Source organism: Rhodoglobus sp. GW821-FHT12B09, assembly GCF_058809925.1.
This window is the reverse complement of sequence record NZ_JBXATB010000013.1, coordinates 1-18,351: the sequence shown is the minus strand read 5'-3', so window position 1 is coordinate 18,351 and position 18,351 is coordinate 1. Positions and strand designations below refer to the sequence as shown.

General features: G+C 70.2%; 15 protein-coding genes. 5 read left to right on the top strand and 10 right to left on the bottom strand.

All coding sequences use genetic code 11. The annotated features are described in order from the left end of the window. Nucleotides 1–22 precede the first annotated feature (22 nt). Nucleotides 23–1,384 carry an amidohydrolase family protein gene (locus AC1RTC_RS16840; RefSeq protein WP_493157711.1) on the bottom strand — a complete coding sequence of 454 codons (1,362 nt, stop codon included), beginning with the start codon at nt 1,382–1,384 and terminating at the stop codon, nt 23–25. Nucleotides 1,385–1,746: 362 nt separating this feature from the next. On the opposite strand from AC1RTC_RS16840, the gene AC1RTC_RS16835 reads away from it, so the two are divergent. Beyond that, nucleotides 1,747–2,643 carry a cupin domain-containing protein gene (locus AC1RTC_RS16835; protein ID WP_493157709.1) on the top strand — a complete coding sequence of 299 codons (897 nt, stop codon included), beginning with the start codon at nt 1,747–1,749 and terminating at the stop codon, nt 2,641–2,643. Further along, nucleotides 2,640–3,344: an SDR family NAD(P)-dependent oxidoreductase gene (locus AC1RTC_RS16830; protein WP_493157707.1), complete on the top strand. Its 705-nt coding sequence runs from the start codon at nt 2,640–2,642 to the stop codon at nt 3,342–3,344. Before AC1RTC_RS16835 ends, AC1RTC_RS16830 begins: the two co-directional genes overlap by 4 nt. Nucleotides 3,345–3,547: 203 nt before the next feature. On the opposite strand, the gene AC1RTC_RS16825 is transcribed toward AC1RTC_RS16830, so the two are convergent. The 5 genes from AC1RTC_RS16825 to AC1RTC_RS16805 form a co-directional block, all read right to left on the bottom strand. Then, nucleotides 3,548–4,681, bottom strand: coding sequence for an MFS transporter (locus AC1RTC_RS16825; RefSeq protein WP_493157706.1), 1,134 nt, complete (start codon nt 4,679–4,681; stop codon nt 3,548–3,550). A 50-nt stretch (nt 4,682–4,731) separates the two neighbouring features. Next, entirely contained in the window at nt 4,732–5,733 is a 1,002-nt protein-coding gene (locus AC1RTC_RS16820) for an ABC transporter permease (RefSeq protein WP_493157704.1), read from the bottom strand. Beyond that, a complete protein-coding gene (locus AC1RTC_RS16815) occupies nt 5,730–7,253 on the bottom strand; it encodes a sugar ABC transporter ATP-binding protein (RefSeq protein WP_493157702.1) in 1,524 nt (507 codons plus the stop codon). Before AC1RTC_RS16815 ends, AC1RTC_RS16820 begins: the two co-directional genes overlap by 4 nt. A 4-nt stretch (nt 7,254–7,257) precedes the next feature. Next, on the bottom strand, nt 7,258–8,292 hold the full coding sequence (locus AC1RTC_RS16810; RefSeq protein WP_493157701.1) for a sugar ABC transporter substrate-binding protein: 1,035 nt from the start codon (nt 8,290–8,292) through the stop codon (nt 7,258–7,260). Between the two features lie 232 nt (nt 8,293–8,524). Continuing rightward, nucleotides 8,525–9,217: a helix-turn-helix domain-containing protein gene (locus AC1RTC_RS16805; protein WP_493157699.1), complete on the bottom strand. Its 693-nt coding sequence runs from the start codon at nt 9,215–9,217 to the stop codon at nt 8,525–8,527. A gap of 150 nt (nt 9,218–9,367) precedes the next feature. On the opposite strand from AC1RTC_RS16805, the gene AC1RTC_RS16800 reads away from it, so the two are divergent. Beyond that, on the top strand, nt 9,368–10,750 hold the full coding sequence (locus AC1RTC_RS16800) for a M24 family metallopeptidase (protein WP_493157697.1): 1,383 nt from the start codon (nt 9,368–9,370) through the stop codon (nt 10,748–10,750). Between the two features lie 456 nt (nt 10,751–11,206). On the opposite strand, the gene AC1RTC_RS16795 is transcribed toward AC1RTC_RS16800, so the two are convergent. Genes AC1RTC_RS16795 through AC1RTC_RS16780 form a run of 4 tightly spaced genes read right to left on the bottom strand, consistent with a single transcriptional unit; the run spans nt 11,207 to nt 14,679 of the window. Beyond that, complete coding sequence (locus tag AC1RTC_RS16795; protein WP_493157695.1) at nt 11,207–12,073, bottom strand: NAD(P)-dependent oxidoreductase; 867 nt, start codon at nt 12,071–12,073, stop codon at nt 11,207–11,209. 2 nt (nt 12,074–12,075) lie between these two features. Beyond that, nucleotides 12,076–13,452, bottom strand: coding sequence for an NADP-dependent succinic semialdehyde dehydrogenase (locus AC1RTC_RS16790; protein WP_493157694.1), 1,377 nt, complete (start codon nt 13,450–13,452; stop codon nt 12,076–12,078). 14 nt (nt 13,453–13,466) lie between these two features. Further along, a complete protein-coding gene (locus tag AC1RTC_RS16785) occupies nt 13,467–14,147 on the bottom strand; it encodes a GntR family transcriptional regulator (protein ID WP_493157692.1) in 681 nt (226 codons plus the stop codon). A 13-nt stretch (nt 14,148–14,160) separates the two neighbouring features. Next, the gene (locus AC1RTC_RS16780) at nt 14,161–14,679 is read right to left on the bottom strand and encodes a VOC family protein (protein WP_493157690.1); all 519 of its coding nucleotides are present in this window, start codon (nt 14,677–14,679) and stop codon (nt 14,161–14,163) included. A 139-nt stretch (nt 14,680–14,818) separates the two neighbouring features. On the opposite strand from AC1RTC_RS16780, the gene AC1RTC_RS16775 reads away from it, so the two are divergent. Then, nucleotides 14,819–17,005, top strand: coding sequence for an alpha-ketoacid dehydrogenase subunit alpha/beta (locus AC1RTC_RS16775; RefSeq protein WP_493157688.1), 2,187 nt, complete (start codon nt 14,819–14,821; stop codon nt 17,003–17,005). Further along, nucleotides 17,005–18,258: a dihydrolipoamide acetyltransferase family protein gene (locus AC1RTC_RS16770; protein ID WP_493157687.1), complete on the top strand. Its 1,254-nt coding sequence runs from the start codon at nt 17,005–17,007 to the stop codon at nt 18,256–18,258. The genes AC1RTC_RS16775 and AC1RTC_RS16770 overlap by 1 nt, the downstream gene beginning before the upstream one ends. The last annotated feature ends 93 nt before the right edge of the window (nt 18,259–18,351 follow it).

Sequence of the window (18,351 nt, the reverse complement as noted above, 5' to 3'; positions counted from 1 at the left end):
CCCTACTCAACCGGCCGTCCGGCTACTTCTTGTACTGGTACGGGTTGAAGAGAACCTCGGACTCGGGGATCTCGGGGTGCTGCCCCGAGATCCAGTCGTCGCCCACCTCGGTCTCGAGGTAGCTGACGGTCGCGTCGAGCTTCTTCTTCACGCCAGCCAAGTCGCCCGCGACGACCTTGCCCTCGGACTTCACGACCTCGCCGCCGACGAGCACCGTGTGCACGTCGCCGCGCTGGGCCTGGTACACGACCTGGCCCCACGGGTTGATGAGCGGCGCCCACGTCGGCGAGTCGTCGTTCTTCAGCAGCACGACGTCCGCGAGCTTGCCCTTCTCGAGCGAGCCGATCTGGTCGTCCTTGCCGATCGCCTGGGCGCCGCCGCGAGTCGCCATGTGCACGACGTCCTCCGCGCGGAGCTTCACGTGGGTGATCGTCTCGGCCGGCTCCAGGAGGTGCGCGTGGTAGTGCTCGAGCGCGCGGTCGGCGTTGACCGTCGCCCGCATCGCGGAGAACAGGTCGGCGCTGAACCAGACGCTCGTGTCGACGGAGAGCGAGGCCGGGATGCCGTACTTCCGCAGCTGGTGGATGGGCGGGTAGCCCTGGCCGCAGGTGTCCTCCGACTCGGTGGCGAGGGAGACGTTGCCGCCCGTCGCCGCGATCTTCAGGTACGAGTCGGCGGAGAGCGAGGCGGCGTGCACGTAGGTGAAGCCCTCCTCCATCACGCCGGCGGCGTAGGCGTTCTTGATGCCCCAGTCGTTCGTCGCGCCCCAGACGCCGGAGTGCGTGGTGACGCGCAGCCCGAGCTCCTTCGCGGCCTGGTAGGCGGCGAGCTCCGGGAAGTTCTCGTCCTGGTTGGGCACGTCGAAGGCGACCTGCGTGCCGAACATGCGCGAGTCGTCGCGCGACTTCTCGAGCAGCGCTCGGACGGCCGGGTCGGCGGTCCACTCCCACGGCGACTGGTGGATGTTGCCGTAGGCGAAGACGAAGCGGCCGGGAGAGTTCACGAGCGCGTCGAACGCGGCCTCGCCGTGCTCCACCGTGCGCAGGCCGTGCGACCAGTCGACGCTCGTCGTGACACCGGACTCGACGGCGTCGAGCGCAGAGATCAGGTTGCCGGCCGCGTAGTCCTCGGGGCGGAACTTCATGCCGTGCTGCAGGTAGTACCAGACGAAGTACTGCGTGAGCGTCCAGTCGGCGCCGTAGCCGCGCATCGCGGTCTGCCACATGTGGCGGTGGGTGTCCACCATGCCGGGCATGAGGATGCCGCCCTTGGCGTCGATCTCGAAGGTGTTGTCGGGAACGGAGAGGCCGACGCCGACCTCCGCGATCTTCCCGTCGACCACCAGGACGTCGCCGTTGGGCAGAACCGTGTGGGAATCGTCCATCGTCAGAACGATTCCGTTCCGGAACACGATGGGTTGGCCGGGCTTGGGTGTGGGGGTACCGGACATTGTGACGCTCATCCTCCTTGATGACTGCGGTCTGTCGCGCGCGGACCGAGCCGGCGGACTTCACTCAGGTTAAACAATGCTGCACATCCTGTCCAGTGGCACTTTGAGTATTTTGCATAGACTTTGGCGCGGGATGCCCGTCACCACTGCTTTTCGCGGGCCATTCGTTGGCGGGCCATGGCGGCGCGGTCAGCTTGACGGAGGGCGCGGCATCCGTCTAGCCTGCGTTAAGCAGCAATGAACGAGGACGTTCGGTCCGACGCTCACACCGCTGCGAAACTGCGGAGGACCACAGCATGAGTGCGCGATTTGTCGTCAGTACGGCTAGCGATGCGGTGTACGCCGATCCCGGCGATTTGGCCCCCGGATCCGTGGGGCTGACGCGCTGGGCGGCGGTCACCGAGGACGACGGCGCGGTCCACACCGGCTTCGGGATCTCGCGACTCGCGCCCGGCGGTTCTGTGCCCACCCACGTGCACTCGTTCGAGGAGAGCTTCCACGTGCTCGAGGGCACGGTCATCCTGGTCACGCCCGAAGCGACTGTAGAACTCGTCGCTGGCGACTACGGCGTGGTGCCCATCGGGGTGCCGCACTCCTGGCACGCGATCGGGGATGCCGACGCAGCCTGGTCGGACGTGTTCAGCCCGGTGCCGCGCGCGGCCCACGGGTACGACACGTACCTGGTGCCGTCGATCCCGGCGGGGGAGCCCGTGAAGGTGGATGCCCGCGACCCGCGCACCCGGTCGTTCGGCGCCATCACCGCCGCGCAGATGGACCCGTCGCGCCAGTCGCAGAAGAACCTCGCGCAGTCGGCCAGCATGCGTACCGCGCTGCTCGTGTACAGCGGCATCTCGCTGAAGATGATGGTCGACTCCGACCTCGGCTCGGTGCTCGCGACCATGTTCATGGTGCAGTACGAGCCCGACGGCGTCGCCGGCCCGCATGACCACCCGCTCGAAGAGGCCTACCTGATCACCGACGGCGAGGTCGACGCGACATTCGACGGACAGCCCTTCCGGCTGAGGGCCGGGGATATCGCGTGGGCCGGTGTCGGCTGCGTGCACTCCTTCGCCGCGACGGGGGCCCCTGTGCGGTGGCTCGAGACCCAGTCTCCCCAGATGCCGGCCCGCCACGCCTACCGGTTCGCCCGGGACTGGAACTACCTGACCGACAAACTGGAGGAGCAGCAGTGACGCGCACCATCGCCATCATCGGAGGAACGAGCGGCATCGGGCTCGAGATCGCCAAGGACGCGATCGCCCGCGGGGAGCACGTCGTGCTCACCGGCCGCGACCTCGCCAACACGCAGGCGATCGCCGCGACCCTCGGTGAGGGAGCGACGGGACTCGCGGTCGACATCTCCGAGCCGGAGTCCATCAAGGAGAGCCTCGCGAGCGTCGGTCCGATCAACGGCCTGGTGCTCGCCGCGATCGAGCGCGACGCCAACACTGTGCGCGACTACGACATCGCCCGGGCCGTGCGCCTCGTCACCCTCAAGCTCGTCGGCTATACCGAGACCGTGCACGCGCTGCTCGACCGGCTCGAGCCCAGCGTCGAGACCGGCATCGTGCTCTTCGGCGGCCGGGCGAAGGACGCCCCGTACCCGGGCTCCACGACCGTCTCCACGATCAACGGCGGCGTCGAGGGTCTCGTGACCACGCTCGCCCACGAGCTCACGCCCATCCGCGTGAACGCGATCCACCCCGGCATCATCGGCAACAGCCCGTTCTGGGCGGCCAAGCCCGCGGAAGTGCTCGACGCGTACCAGTCGCGCACGCCCGGCGGCGAGCTCGCGACCATGGAGGACGTGGTCGGGGCGACGCGGTTCCTGCTCGACAACCGCGGAGTGTCGGCGACCAACCTCTTCGTGGACCGGGGCTGGCGCATCACCTGAGTTCTCGGCGGGGCCGCGGGGCGCTTCCGGTCGGGTCCTCCGCGCGACCCCGCCCCGCGGGCCGCCCCGGCGGGCCGCCGGCCGCCCGGCCAGCCCCCCGCCCGGCCGGCCGCGAGGGACCACTTGTTACCGAGATTCCGGGTGCGGCCGTCATAACTGGTCCCTCGTGCGCGGGCTGCGGTTTCGATACGGCCGCGGGCGGCCTACTCAACCCGCCGCCGGGACGCCACCAGGGCGACCGTGAGTGATCCCGCCGCGAGCAGGAGCGCGAGCATCCCGACGCCCGCGTAGCCGGCCGAGCGCATGATGAGGTCGGCGACGAAGGTGGCCCCGGAGCTGGCGAAGAACGTCGTGGCCATGAACACGGTGTTGGCGCGGCCGGACTCGGCGGGGTCGACGGAGGCCAGCGCGTTGGCCTGGCTGGAGACCTGCGAGCTGCTCATGCCGAACGAGACGAGGAAGAGTCCCACGAGCGCCGCGGGAACGCTGTGGCTGAGCACCGCGATCAGGCCGGTGCCGAGGATGAGCGCGGCGAGCGAGAGCGGCAGCGCGCGGCGCGTGCCGATGCGGGGTTGCACCCGTGCCGAGGCGACCGTCGCGGCACCGCCGATCAGCCCCGCGAGGCCGATCGCGGCGGTCTGCGTCACCGAGAGGCCGAGCTCGGTCACGCCGTAGAGGGTGACCATCGACCACACCGAGATGAACGCCGAGAACGCGAGGGCGTGGGTGAGCGTCAGGAGGCGGAGGGTGGGCGAGCCGGCGACGATCCGGGGTATCGAGGCGAGGATGCGGAGGTAGCCCGCCGAGCCGGGCGGTCGCGCGCCGGGGGCGAACCGCAGGGTGAGCGGGATGCACGCCAGCACGAGCACCGCGGCGCCGACGAGTACTGCCCGCCACCCGAGGGCTTCCGCGAAGGTCCCGAGCAGCGTGCGGACCCCGAACAGCCCGATGAGGAACGACCCCACGAGCATCGCCGCGGTCCGGGCCCTGACCGACGGCGGCGCGAGTCGCAGGGCGGCGGAGACGAGGATCTGCCCGATGGTCGCGGCCGCCCCCGCCACGAACATCATGACCGTGAACAGGGCGAAGCTGCCCGCGACCGCCGCGACGAGGATCGCCGCCGCCGTGACCGCGAGCTGTACCGACACCTGCCGCCGGGGGATGAGCCGGTCGCCGAGCGACACCAGGAAGACGACGCCGATCGCGTAGCCGGCCTGCACCGCCACCGTCGCGCTCGAGGACTGCGCGAGCGGGACGCCGAGCTCCTCAGCCGCGAGCGTCTGGATCGGCTGCGGCACGTAGATGATCGACACCCCGACGGCGGCGATGACCGCCATGGCCGCTACGCGCGCGGCCCAGCCGGTGGTGTCAGGAGGAGAGTCGATGGTCAGCGCCGCCGGAACTTCGACCAGGCGTCGAACCCGACCGCGATCAGGATGATCACGCCGAGCGCGATGCCCTGGAACAGCGGGTCGATGCGCAGCAGCGTGAAGCCGTTGTAGAGCATCGCGATGAACAGGATTCCGAGCACGGTGCGCCAGACCGCGCCCTCGCCGCCCAGGATCGAGGTGCCGCCGACGACGATGCCCGCGAGCACGGTGAAGGTGAGCGTGGTCGAGATCGCGTCGTTCTCCGGTACGGACGGCGTGCGTGCGAGGTCGATGACGCCGGCGAGGCCCGACGCGAGACCGGCCAGGGCGAATGTGGAGATGCGCACGATGTTGACGCGGATGCCCGCGAGGCGCGCCGCCTCCGCGTTGCCGCCAGCCGCGTACACGTAGCGGCCGAAGGTCGTCCTCCACAGCACGATGCCGAGGATCACGAGCACCACGAGCGCGATCCACGTGGGCAGCGAGATGCCGAGGGGCTTGGTGGTGGCGAGCCAGCGGAACTCCGGGACATCCACTCGGATCTGGCCGACGCCCTGCTTGCCGAACTGCGAGACGAGCTTGGTCGCGCCGAGGATGATGAAGCTCATGGCGAGCGTCGCGATCAGGGGGTTCACCTTGAGGTAGGTGCTGATGATGCCGTTGATGATGCCCACCAGCAGCCCGGCGAGGACGCCCACCGTGATGCCGAGCACGGCGCCCGCGACGCCCCCGACCTTCACGATGAGGGTGCCGCAGATCACCGCCGTGAACATGTAGGTCGCGCCGATGGAGAGGTCGATGCCGCCCGCGATGAGCACGAGCGTGCTCGCGGCGGCGACGATGAGAATGCCCGACTGGCGGTCGAGCACGTTGCCGACGTTCTGGAACGTGAGGAACGCCGGGCTGCCGATCGACAGCGCGATGAACACCGCGAGGAAGGGCACGACGATCGCGAGGGAGCGCCACGGGATGCGCCGGGCCAGGCTCGGGGCGGGCTGGGTCAGGGTGTCGTTGCTCATATGCTTCCGCTCGTGATCGGGTCCGCGAATGCCGCGGTCAGGACTTTCTCCTCGGTCATGTCCGCTCCGGTGAGCTCGGCCACGACCCGGCCCGCGCGGATCACGAGGATCCGGTGCGCGAGGCCGAGCACCTCCTCCACGTCGGAGGAGATGACGAGCACGCCGATGCCCTGCGCTGCCTGGTCGACGATGAGGTCGTAGATCGCGCGGCGCGAGCCGACGTCCACCCCGCGCGTGGGCTCGTCGGCGATCAGCACCTTGCGCGACTTCTGCAGGGCGCGCGCGAACAGCACCTTCTGCTGGTTGCCGCCCGAGAGGGAGGACACGTCCCGCCGGTCGTCGCCGGCCACCGTGACGCGCTCGAGCATCTCGTGCGACGCGCGCCGCTCCTTGGCGGGCATCACCCAGTTGCCGTTGGTGACGAGCGCGAGGTTCGACAGTGTGACGTTCTGGCGGATCGGACGGCCGAGCACGAGGCCCTGCTCCTTGCGCGACTCCGGGATGAGGAAGATGCCCTTGTCGAGCGCGTCGGGGATGGACTGGCCGCAGTCCGCGCCGTCCACCTCCACGCTCCCGGAGGAGCGGCGCACCGACCCGTAGATCGCGTGGGCGATCTCGCTGCGGCCGGCGCCGACGAGGCCCGCGAGCCCGACGATCTCTCCGGCGCGCACGGTGAGCGAGACCCCGTTGACGCCCGGCGCGACGAGGTCGGTGACCACGAGCACCTCCTCGCCCTCCGGCAGCGGCGGCTTCTCGGGGAATACCGACCCGAGCGTGCGGCCGAGCATCCCCTCGATCAGCGTTGCTTCTGTCTCACCGGCGGCGGGCGCCGTGCGGATCAGGCGGCCGTCGCGCAGGATCGTGATCGTGTCGGCGAGCTCGAGCACCTCGGAGAGGTAGTGCGAGATGAGAAGGACGGTGTGGCCGGATGCCGCGAGCTGGCGCACCACGCCGTGCAGCAGTTCGGTGTCCCGGCCCGAGAGGGCCGCGGTGGGCTCGTCCATGATGATGAGGGATGCCCCGCGCGCGAGGGCGCGGAGGATCTCGACTTTCTGCTGGTCCGCCGTGCGCAGCGTTCCGACGGGCACGTCGGGGTCGAGCGCGAACCCGGTGCGCTCGGCGAGGGCGACGAACTCCTTGCGGAGCTGGCGCCGGCCGATCCAGCCGAGGGTGCGGGGCTCGCGCCCCAGGAAGACGTTCTCCGCTACGGAGAGGGCGGGCACGAGCGCGAGCTCCTGGGCGATGGCGGCGATGCCGCGGTCGAGTGCCTCGCGGGGAGTGCCGAAGTTCTGCTGCTCGCCGTCGACGAGCAGGTCGCCCGAGTCGGCCGAGTAGATGCCGGCGATGATCTTGCTGAGCGTCGACTTGCCCGCACCGTTCTCGCCGACCAGGGCGTGCACCGAGCCGGGCTCGAGCCGCAGGTCGATGTCGGTGAGGACGGGCACGCCGCCGAAGGACTTGCCGACACCCCGCAGCTCCACGAGGAGCTGCGGGGTGCCGGCGGATGCCAGAAGGGGCATTGGATCAGCCGGCCCACTCGCCGGTGAACTGGCTTGCCGTGTCCTTCGTCATGACGCCGTTGTTCGGGAAGTCCGCGAACGGGTCGACGTCGCCGGCGTTCTTGCCGTCGCGCAGTGCGTCGATGAGCGCCTGCATGCCGAGGCGGCCGGTGGTTGCCGGCGCCTGCACGACGTCGGCGAACACGGTGCCGTCGGCAACCTTGCCCTGGCCCCACGCGGAGCCGCCGTAGCCGACCATCAGGAAGTCGCTCGTCTGCTTGCCCGCGGCCTCGATGGCCTGAACAGCGCCCTGCAGGCCCTGGTCAGACGTGGCGATCAGGTCCACGTTCGGGTTGGCGGTGAGGATGTCCGTGACCGCGGTCTGCGCGGCGGCGGGGTTGTAGAACGTCTCGCCCTCGGCGACCACGGTGACCGGGCTGCCCTTGGTGGCGGCGGTGAAGCCGTCCCACAGAGCGACGCCGACCGCGGAGGCCTTCACGTCGTGCAGGTACGCGACGTTGCAGGGGTCGAGGTTCTTCGAGGCGCAGGCGGCGACCGTCTGCTCGCCGAACTTCTTGCCGAGCTCCGACGGGACGAAGACCACGTTGGCGGCGAGGCCGTCGACCTGCGTCTTGCCGGTGGTGAAGTCGTCACCGAGGATCTGGTCGATGTTCACGACCGTGATGCCCGCGTCGATCGCCTGCTTGGTGACGTCGACGATGGCCGGGCCGTAGATCGGCTGGGTGATGATGCCGTCGTACTGGCCGGACGTGATCGCGTCCTGGATGAGGGTGACCTGGAGGTTGGGGTCCAGGTTGCCGTCGAGGACGGTCAGCACGGCGTTGTTGGCGTCGGCGACCTTCTGGGCCTCGGCGAGCATGGGCTCGTCGTAGGTGTTGGCGACCGCGAACGAGATGTACGCGATCTGCAGCGGCTCGTCCGACGGGGCGTCGGAGGCGTCGGGTGCGGGGGTGGAGCATGCTGCGAGGGCGAGCGCCGTTGCGGCCGCCGCCCCGATTGCGAGGGTTCGGCGGAATGTCGCCGACCGTGATTGCCTCATGGTGATTTCTCCTTTGAAACCGCTGTCGGACCAAGGATCGACCTCGATCCCAGGCTGGTTCTTTCAGTGAGACTATACACACCGTGTACTAGCAATGAAACAGTGTCCAGAGAAGCTTCATTTGAGCGCGACACAGAGCGCCGGGGCACGGCGCGGGGGCGCGAGTCGTCGAAAAGTGCGCCTCAGAGCTCGCCGAAGAGCACTATGTGACGGCTCGCGAGGGGGCAGCGCCCTACAGGTCGTCCATCGCGCGGAGCACGTCCACGGCGGAGGAGAGCGGCACTCCCGCGCCGCGCTGCTCGGTGCCGGGGGCGGTCGGCATCGCGAGGTTCTGCTGGCGGCGGCCGAACACGAACCACACGCCGCGGGCGACCACGTCGCCGTTGTTCGAGTAGAGGTGGGGGCGCACCGAGTCGAAGTACATCGAGTCGCCGGGCTCGAGCACGTAGGTGTCGAAGTCGAGCTGGAGGGTGAGCTTTCCCTCGATGATGTAGGCGTACTCAATGCCCGCGTGCCGCATGAGCTTGCCCTCGATCGAGCTGGATGCCCCGGGGTCGTAGCTCACGAGCAGTCCGTCCGCCGGGCCGTTCTCGCCGGCCAGCCGCTCCCAGCGCACCCCGTTCTCCATCTCGAGCACGGGGTTGTCCGCCGCGCGCTGCACGGGAGGGGACGCCGCGTACGACGGCATCACGACGGCCTCGGGGCCTTCGGGCACGGCGCGGGCCGGCGTGCCCATCACGTCGTCGATCGAGATACCGAGGTGGGTGACGAGCGCGTACAGCGTCGACACCGAGGGCTGGGTCTTGCCGGTCTCCACCTGCGAGATCAGCGATGCCGAGACGCCGAGGGCCTGAGCCACGCTGCGGAGGCTGAGGCCCTGCTGCAGTCGTGCTTCACGGAGGCGCGCCCCGATATCTGCAGTCATCCGGCGAGGATACCATCCGGCGCAAGCCCCCTCTCGCTGCGCAACTGCGTATGCGATGGTGGGTTTCTGGGCTCTGGCGTGTGCACCAGTGTTAATCTATGCTAAACATTGCATTTTGTACCGCTGAACGGCGGCGACGAGGAGGACTCGATGAAGAGCACCGGAACGACGGGCACGAACGCGGTTGACTGGGAAGCACGGGTCGACTTCGACCGGCTCCGGTCGGAGCGGCTCGCGCGCCTGAAGGCGGAGCTCGAGATCTCCAGCATGGGCGCCCTTCTCGCGTTCGACTTCTCCAACATCCGGTACATGACGTCCACCCACATCGGCACGTGGGCGATGGACAAGCTCATCCGCTTCAGCCTGCTGACGCGCAACACCGATCCGATCTCGTGGGACTTCGGCTCTGCCGCCAAGCACCACCAGCTGTACAACCCGTGGCTCGATCGCACGACCGCGGAGATGGATGCCGACCCCAGCGCGCCGCACGAGGGGGCCACTCGCCCCCGGCTCGAGGGCGGGGCACGGGCCGGCATCTCCACACTGCGCGGCGCGTTCACTCCCGACGCCGAGATCGCGGACAAGGTCGCCGCCAAGATCAAGCGCGAGCTGGAGAAGTTCGGCGTCGCCGACCAGCCGCTCGGCGTCGACGTGATCGAGCTGCCCGTGCTCTTCGCGCTGCAGAAGCTCGGTATCGAGGTCGTGGACGGCCAGCAGGTGTTCATGGAGGCCCGCCGCATCAAGACCCACGACGAGATCCGCCTGCTCACCCAGGCGGCGTCGATGGTGGATGCCGCGTACGAGGAGCTCTACCGGTTCCTCCGCCCCGGCGTCCGGGAGAACGAGGCCGTCGGGCTCGTGGCGAAGACTCTGTACGACCTGGGCTCGGAGTACGTGGAGGGCGTGAACGCCATCTCGGGGGAGCGGTGCTCGCCGCATCCCCATGTCTTCTCCGACCGGCTCATCCGCCCCGGGGACCCGGCGTTCTTCGACATCCTGCACAGCTTCAACGGCTACCGCACCTGCTACTACCGCACCTTCGCGGTCGGCTCGGCGTCCAACGCCCAGAACGACGCCTACACGCGCGCCCGGGAGTACATGGACCGCGCGATCGCCCTCGTGAAGCCCGGCGCCACGACCGCGGACATCGTCTCCGTGTGGCCGACCGCGCAGGAGTTCGGCTTCGCCGACGAGGAGGCCGCGTTCGCACTGCAGTACGGCCACGGCGTCGGCCTCTCCATCTGGGAGAAGCCGATCTTCTCGCGCCTGGTCTCCCTCGAGCACCCAGAAGAACTCAAGGAGGGCATGGTCTTCGCCCTCGAGACCTACTGGCCGTCGAAGGACGGCTGGGGTGCCGCGCGAATCGAGGAGGAGGTCGTCGTGACCGCCACCGGCTGCGAGGTCATCACGAAGTTCCCGGCCGAGGAGCTGCTCGTCGCCGGTCAGCGCTACTACTCCGTCGGCGGAGTGCTCGGCCACGCCCGCGACTCCCAGTCGCACCTGAACACCACGTGGGGCCGCGGCGAGGCCTAGCTCCGCCGCTCGACAGCGCGCACTAGCCAGCTCACCACCTCGCCGGTCGCGCGTCACTTCGCGCGCTCACCATTTGTAGGACATTTGTGCGCTCGTCGGGCAGCCAGCTGATGCCGCGTCGGGTGCGGGGTGGCTGCCGCGCGGCGGCCCGCGCTGGCCGCCGTCGCGCGCTGGGGAACTCGCGGATTCCTTCGCGCCGCGGGGCGAGCGCACAAATGTCCTACACACGGTGAACGCTCAGCGAGCAGGGCAGGGGTCGCTGCATTCACCGCAACCAGGACGAACTGGTGCGGTGTGGCGCGGGCGGGCCGGGGCTGGGCTGGGCTGGGCAGGGCAGGGCAGGGCAGGGCGGGGCAGGGCTGGGCGGGGCTGGGCTGGGCCGGGCGGGGCGGGGCTGGGCAGGGCAGGGCTGGGCGGGGCGCGGCTGGGCAGGGCAGGGCGGGGCAGGGCAGAAGGCTAGGCCTTTCCGCGCGTGACCTCCGCGACCGCAGACCAGTCCAGCTCGGCGAGGGAGGGGTCGGCGAGGGCCGTCTCGAAGCGGTCGCGGAGCACGGGCGCGCTCGGCAGCGTCACGCCGCCCTCGGCGGCAAGGTCCTCGGCGAGGCCGAGGTCCTTGAGGCCGAGCGGCATCGAGAAGCCGGGCGGGGTGTAGCGGCGCTCCGCCATCATGGAGCCGTAGCCCGAGTACACGACGCCCGGGAACAGGGTGCCCGACAGCAGCTCGATGAAGTCGCCAGCCTCGAGGCCCTGCGACTCCACGAGCGTGATGCCCTCCGCCATCGCCTGCAGCGCGTGGAGGATCGTGAAGTTCACGGAGATCTTCACACCGTTCGCGCGGCTCGGCTGCTCGCCGAAGCGCCAGGTGCGCGCCCCCAGGGCGTCGAGGTAGGGGGCCGCGGTCGCCACGTGGGCGTCCGGCCCGGCGGCGAGGATGTTGAGGTTGCCGGCGGCCGCGACCGCGGGGCGGCCGAGCACGGGGGCGGCGAGATATCCCACACCCGCCGACTCGACCACCGACGTGAGGCGCTCGGCAGCCGCCGTGCTGATCGAGGCCATGTTGACGTGCAGGCGCCCGCTCGCGCCGGCGAGGTTCTCGGCGGTGAGCACGCCCTCGGCCGCCTCGTCGTTGGCGAACATCGAGAACGACACGGATTCCGCGAGCGCCTCCCGCGCGGACGACGCCCGCACCGCGCCCTTCGCGACCAGCTCGTCGCACGCGGCGGGGTTGCGGTTCCACACGCGCAGCTCGTGGCCGGACTCCAGCAGGCGGCCTGCCATCGCGCTGCCCATGTTGCCCATGCCCAGGAAGCCGAGGGTCGCCATCGTCAGCCCTTCCAGACCGTCTTGAGGTTGCAGAACTCGCGGATGCCCGCCGCCGCGAGCTCGCGCCCGAAGCCGGAGTCCTTGATACCGCCGAACGGGAGCTCGGGGTAGGAGATCGTCATGCCGTTGATGAACACGGCGCCCGCGTCGATCGAGTTGATGAAGAAGTCCTCGTCGTCGGCATCCGTGGTCCAGACTGCGGAGCTGAGCCCGAAGGTGGTCTGGTTGGCGATGTCGCGGGCCTCCTCGCGCGAGGTGACGCGGTAGAGGGATGCCACGGGGCCGAAGGCCTCCTCGAGCACGAGCCGCATGCCGTCGTGCAGGTCGGCGACCAGGGTGGGCTCGTAGAACCAGCCCGGGCGGTCGGGGGCGTGTCCGCCGGCGAGGATCGTGGCGCCGTGCTTGACCGCGTCGTCGACCAGCTCGGCCAGGTCGTCGCGGCCGGACTCGGTGGCCAGCGGGCCGACCTGGGTCACGGCATCCATCGGGTCGCCGACGACGAGCGCCGAGAGCTTCTCGGCGAACAGGGCCGCGAACTGGTCGTACACGTCGGCGTGCACGATGAAGCGCTTGCCGGCGATGCACGACTGGCCGTTGTTCTGCACCCTGGCGGTGACGGCCACGTCGACCGCCTTCTCCAGGTCGGCGGAGGGCATGACGATGAACGGGTCGGAGCCGCCGAGCTCGAGCACGGCCTTCTTGATCTGCCCGCCCGCGTTCGCGGCGACCTCGCGGCCGGCCGGCTCGGAGCCGGTGAGGGTGACGGCCTTGACGCGGCTGTCCTGCAGCACCGCCGCGACCTCCTTCGAGCCGATGAGCAGCGTCGAGAACGCGCCCTCGGGGAAGCCGCCGCGGGTGAACAGGTCGCCGAGGTACAGGGCCGACTGGGGCACGTTGGAGGCGTGCTTCAGGAGCCCAGAGTTGCCGGCCATCAGGGCGGGGGCGGCGAAGCGCACCACCTGCCACAGCGGGTAGTTCCACGGCATGACGGCGAGCACCGCGCCGAGGGGCTGGTAGACGGCGTAGGCCGCGGAGGCGTTGACCTTCGACGGGTCGGCCAGCGGCTCGTCGGCGAGGAACTCCTCGGCGTGGTCGGCGTAGAAGCGCATCCCCTTGACGCACTTGAGCGCCTCGGCCTTCGCCTGCGCGAGCGGCTTGCCCATCTCGGTGGTCATGATCACGGCGACCTCGTTGGCCTCGGCCTCGAGGAGATCGGCGGCGGCGCGCATCCACGCCCCGCGCTCCTCGAAGCTCGTGGTGCGCATGGCCTTGGTCGCGGCGTCCGCGAGGGCGATGCGGCGCTCCACCTCCTGCGCGTCGTGCGGCTCGAAGGTCTTCTCGGTCTGTCCCGTGGCCGGGTTGATGGTGGCGATCGCCATGGTTGTGCCTTTCGTTAGGGACTCTGGTCGAAGACTTCGGGATGCCGGGCCAGGCCCAGTCGAGTGCGGCGGATGTGCCCCGCGAGGATGCGCTCGGCGTCGTCGGCGTCGCCGGCCCGGATCGCCCCGACGAGCATGTGGTGCTCGTCGTGCACGACGCGGGTGGAGTGCTCGTCGAGCAGCAGGGTGAAGGCGCGGCGGTAGTGCTGCGTGGTGTTCCAGAGCCGGCGGACCAGGTCGCCCAGCACGGTCGTCTCCGCGGCCTCGTACGAGCCGAGGTGGAACTCCCGGTCGAGCCGCAGGAACTCCTCGACGCCCTCGGTGCGCTGCATCTGCGCGGCGAGCTCCTCGAGTCGGTCGGCGTGGGCCTCGTCGATGTGGGGCAGCGCGTAGCGCAGCAGCAGCGGCTCCACGCGCTCGCGGGTCTGGTAGACCTCGTCGCACTCCGTGAGGCTCAGGCGGGAGACCCACGCCCCGGTGTTCGCGACGAGGGTGACGAGGCCGTCGGCCTCGAGCGTGCGGAACGCCTCGCGCACCGGCACGCGGCTCGCCCCGAAGCGCTGGGCGACGTCCTCCTGCCGCAGGCGCTGGCCGGGCTGGTACTCGCCGTGCAGGATCGCCGCGCGCAGCAGCTCGGCGATGCGCGCACTGGAGTTGCCGTGCGCGACGAGGTCGGTGATCGCCGCGTTGCTCACAGTGCCCAGTCTTTCACTTCGCGGGATGCCACAGCAGCACCGGTGCGTCCTTCTCGTACGCCTTCCCGTCGGGGAAGCTCACGAGCTCGAACTGCATTCCCCACGGACTCAGGAAGTACACCCACCGCTGCCCGAGGCTGGCTCCGCTGCTGGCGGTGGGCTCCCCGAGTATCCGGATGCCCTCGCTCTTCAGGTACGCGACGGCGGCGTCGAGGTCGTCGACGTAGAAGCCGAGGTGGTGCCCGCCGATGTCGCTGTTGCGCGGCTGCGGCGCCTGGCCGTCCGCCGCCTCGTACTGGAACACCTCGAAGTTGGTGCCGTTGCCGCAGCGGTAGAAGTTGAGCTTGCGCATGACGCTGCGCGGGTGGATGTTCATGTGCTCGAGCATCCAGTCGCCGGTCTCGTGCGCGAACGGCCCGACGGAGTAGACGTACTCGCAGCCGAGCACCCGCACGAAGAAGTCGTGGGCCGCATCGAGGTCTGGCACCGTGAACCCGATGTGGTCGGTGCCGCGCAGGCCCGGGAGCGCCATGTCATCCTCCTCGATGTTGCATCCAATACGGGACTATCATGCCGCATTTTCGCTTGTTGTCACTCAAATCGCTTGCGATTGTATCCAATCGGGGACTAATCTCAGGGAACACCACCCCCGTCAATGGAGAGAGGGACCGATGCCGAAGACGCGCGCACTCGACCCGGCACAGCCCTGGGTCGAACTGACCACCACCGCAGCGGACTGGAAGGCGGCAGACCCGCAACTCCTCGCCACCATGCTCGGCGAGCTGCACCTCATCCGCGCCTTCGAGGAGACCGTGCTCGAGCTCGCGGGCGAGGGCCTCGTGCACGGGCCGGCCCACTCCAGCATCGGGCAGGAGGGCGGCGCGGTCGGCTCCATCGTGGGCATGCGCTCGACCGACGCGATCAACGGATCGCACCGGGGGCACCACCAGTTCCTGGCGAAGGCGCTCACCCACGTGACATCCGGGTCCCTCGATCTCGGCGCCCTCGTCACCGAGCCCGTGCAGACGGTGCTGCAGCGCACCCTCGCGGAGATCCTCGGGCTGGCCCAGGGGTACTGTTCGGGCCGCGGCGGCTCGATGCACCTGCAGTGGTTCGAGGCCGGCGCCCTCGGCACCAACGCGATCGTCGGCGGCGGTGTGCCGCTCGGTGCGGGCAACGCGTGGGCGCAGAAGCACGCGGGCACCTCCGACATCACGGTCAGCTACTTCGGCGACGGCGCGACCAACATCGGCTCCGTTCTCGAGACGATGAACCTCGCCTCCGCGTGGAAGCTGCCGTTCACCTTCTTCATCGAGAACAACCTGTACGCCGTGTCGACCACGGTCGAGGAGTCGACGGGGGAGCCGCGGCTCTCCGCGCGCGGCCTCGGCTTCGCGATCCCGTCCTGGCGGGTCGACGGCATGGACCCGCTCGCCGTGCACCTCGCCATGCAGGAGGCCGAGAAGGTCATGCGCTCCGGAGGTGGCCCCGCCGTCATCGAGGCGGAGGTCTACCGCTTCTTCCACCAGAACGGCCCCTACCCCGGCAGCGCCTTCGGCTACCGCACGAAGGACGAGGAGGCCGCGTGGCGCAAGCGCGACCCGCTGCTGCGCGTCGCCGCCGAGATGATCAAGCTCGGGCTCATCGACCAGGCCGGCGTCGACTCCGTGCGCTCGCAGGCCCAGGCCGCGATGGCGCTCGCCGCGGGCGAGCTCACCGAGGCGGATCCGGATGCCGCGGGCAAGCGCCGCATCCGGGCCGAGCTGTGGCCCGACCCGAGCTTCGTGGACGTGGGTCTGCGCGGCGACCTCTCCGAGCTGGACGGTGCCCGCACCCTGGACCCGCTGGACTACACCGGGTCCACCGAGCCGATGAAGTTCGTCGATGCGGTCGCCGCCGTGATGGGCCGGCGCATGGACGAGGACTCGCGCATCGTCATCCTGGGCGAGGACGTCCACCGACTCGCGGGCGGCACCAACGGCGCGACGAAGGGCCTCTCGAAGGAGTACCCGGACCGCGTGCTCGGCACCCCCATCAGCGAGAACGCGTTCGCGGGCCTCGGCGGCGGCATGGCTCTGGACGGCCGCTTCCGCCCCGTCGTCGAGTTCATGTACCCGGACTTCATGTGGGTGGCCGCCGACCAGGTCTTCAACCAGATCGGCAAGGCGCGCCACATGTTCGGCGGCGTCAACCCGGTGCCGCTCGTGCTGCGCACGAAGGTCGCGATGGGCTCCGGCTACGGCTCCCAGCACCTCATGGACCCGGCGGGCATCTTCGCGACCAGCCCGGGATGGCGCATCATCGCGCCCTCGACGGCTGCCGACTACATCGGGCTCATGAACACGGCCCTCGCGCTCCAGGACCCGGTGCTCGTGATCGAGCACGTCGACCTCTACGGCCAGCCCGAGGAGATCCCGGCCGGCGACCTCGACTACCAGCTGCCGTTCGGCAAGGCGGGCGTGCGCCGCGCCGGCAACGACGTCACGGTCATCAGCTACCTCTCGATGGTGCGCCACTGCCTCGAGGCCGTCGAGCAGTCGGGCCTCGACGCCGAGGTCATCGACCTCCGCTGGCTCGACCGCGCATCACTGGACTGGGAGACCATCGGCGCGAGCATCCGGAAGACCAACAGCGTGCTGATCGTCGAGCAGGGCGCGCGCGGAACGTCGTACGGCGCGTGGCTGGCCGACGAGATCCAGCGCAGGTACTTCGACTACCTCGACCAGCCGGTCGAGCGGGTCACGGGAAGCGAGGCGTCCCCGAGCATCTCGAAGGTGCTCGAGCGCGCGGCGATCGCCCGCACCGAGGAAGTCGTCGCGGGGCTCGAGCGCATCCGCGCGGGACTGGGGCAGCGCTGATGGCGACGATCATCCGGATGCCCGAGGTGCTGGCCGGCAGCGAGGAGGCCGCTATCCAGACCTGGCTCGTGGCCGAGGGGCAGCAGATCACCCTGGGGGTGCCGCTCGCCGAGGTCGAGACCGAGAAGGCCACCGTCGAGTACGCCGCCGAGAACGAGGGGACGCTGCTCAAGCTGCTCGTCGCCGAGGGGGTCTCGGTGAAGGTCGGCGAGCCGATCGCGATCGTGGGCGTCGAGGGGGAGGCCCTGCCGGACGCGCCCGCGGCGCCCGCGGCTGTCGCCGCGGCGGCGCCCGCGCCCCCCGCCCTCGTTGAGTCGGGAGTTATGGCCGCCTCGGCCGCGCCCGACGACCACAACTCCCGACTGGATGCCGCTCCCGCCGCAGCATCCGCTACTGCCGCAGAATCCGCCACCGGCCGCCGTTTCGTGAGCCCGCTGGTTCGGCGGCTCGCGAAAGAGCGCGGGATCGATCTCGGGGCGCTGACGGGAACGGGGCCCGGCGGCCGCGTCGTCCGCGCCGACCTCGACCGCGCCCCAGTCGCGCCGCGGGTCGAGGCGGTGGAGACTCCGAGCGCCGGCTTCACGGACATCCCGCACACCGGCATGCGCCGTGCGATCGCCCGGCGGCTGACGGAGAGCAAGTCGACCGTGCCGCACTTCTACCTCGTCGCCGACTGCCGGGTCGACGAGCTCGTCGCGCTGCGCAAGGCGGCGAACGAGACCGCGAGCGTGAAGCTCTCGCTCAACGACTTCGTGCTCAAGGCCGCGGCCGCCGCGTTCGTGGATGTCCCGGAGGCGAACGCGACCTGGGGCGAGACCGCGGTGCGCCGCTACACGACCGTCGACATGTCGGTGGCGGTCGCGATCGAGGGCGGGCTCGTGACACCCGTGCTGCGCTCGGTGGAGAAGCAGTCGCTCACCGAGATCGCGCGGAACGTCGCGGACCTCGCCGAGCGCTCCCGCGCCGGTCGGCTCAAGCAGCACGAGCTGGAGGGCGGCAGTTTCGCCGTCTCCAACCTGGGCATGTACGGGGTCACCGAGTTCTCGGCGATCATCAACCCGCCGCAGTCCGCGATCCTCGCGGTCGGCCTCGCGCGCCAGGTCCCGGTCGTCGATGACGGTCAGCTCGCGGTCGGAACGGTCATGACCGTGACCCTGTCCGCAGACCACCGCGTGCTCGACGGCGCCCTCGCCGCGCAGTGGCTCGCCGCATTCGTCAAGCGCATCGAGCACCCCCTGTCGATGCTCGTCTAGGCGTCCGCGCGTCCGCGCGTCCGCGCGTCCCGCCTCGCGCGCGTCCCGCCTCGCGCGCGCCGCGCCTCGCCTCGCCGCGCCGCGCCTCGCGCG

What these genes read in the sequence shown, in the direction of transcription:
- AC1RTC_RS16840 (WP_493157711.1), bottom strand. Translation starts at nt 1,384, where the DNA reads ATGGACGATTCCCACACGGTTCTGCCCAACGGCGACGTCCTGGTGGTC.
- AC1RTC_RS16835 (WP_493157709.1), top strand. Translation starts at nt 1,747, where the DNA reads ATGAGTGCGCGATTTGTCGTCAGTACGGCTAGCGATGCGGTGTACGCC.
- AC1RTC_RS16825 (WP_493157706.1), bottom strand. Translation starts at nt 4,681, where the DNA reads ATGGCGGTCATCGCCGCCGTCGGGGTGTCGATCATCTACGTGCCGCAG.
- AC1RTC_RS16820 (WP_493157704.1), bottom strand. Translation starts at nt 5,733, where the DNA reads ATGAGCAACGACACCCTGACCCAGCCCGCCCCGAGCCTGGCCCGGCGC.
- AC1RTC_RS16815 (WP_493157702.1), bottom strand. Translation starts at nt 7,253, where the DNA reads ATGCCCCTTCTGGCATCCGCCGGCACCCCGCAGCTCCTCGTGGAGCTG.
- AC1RTC_RS16810 (WP_493157701.1), bottom strand. Translation starts at nt 8,292, where the DNA reads ATGAGGCAATCACGGTCGGCGACATTCCGCCGAACCCTCGCAATCGGG.
- AC1RTC_RS16805 (WP_493157699.1), bottom strand. Translation starts at nt 9,217, where the DNA reads ATGACTGCAGATATCGGGGCGCGCCTCCGTGAAGCACGACTGCAGCAG.
- AC1RTC_RS16800 (WP_493157697.1), top strand. Translation starts at nt 9,368, where the DNA reads ATGAAGAGCACCGGAACGACGGGCACGAACGCGGTTGACTGGGAAGCA.
- AC1RTC_RS16795 (WP_493157695.1), bottom strand. Translation starts at nt 12,073, where the DNA reads ATGGCGACCCTCGGCTTCCTGGGCATGGGCAACATGGGCAGCGCGATG.
- AC1RTC_RS16790 (WP_493157694.1), bottom strand. Translation starts at nt 13,452, where the DNA reads ATGGCGATCGCCACCATCAACCCGGCCACGGGACAGACCGAGAAGACC.
- AC1RTC_RS16780 (WP_493157690.1), bottom strand. Translation starts at nt 14,679, where the DNA reads ATGGCGCTCCCGGGCCTGCGCGGCACCGACCACATCGGGTTCACGGTG.
- AC1RTC_RS16775 (WP_493157688.1), top strand. Translation starts at nt 14,819, where the DNA reads ATGCCGAAGACGCGCGCACTCGACCCGGCACAGCCCTGGGTCGAACTG.
- AC1RTC_RS16770 (WP_493157687.1), top strand. Translation starts at nt 17,005, where the DNA reads ATGGCGACGATCATCCGGATGCCCGAGGTGCTGGCCGGCAGCGAGGAG.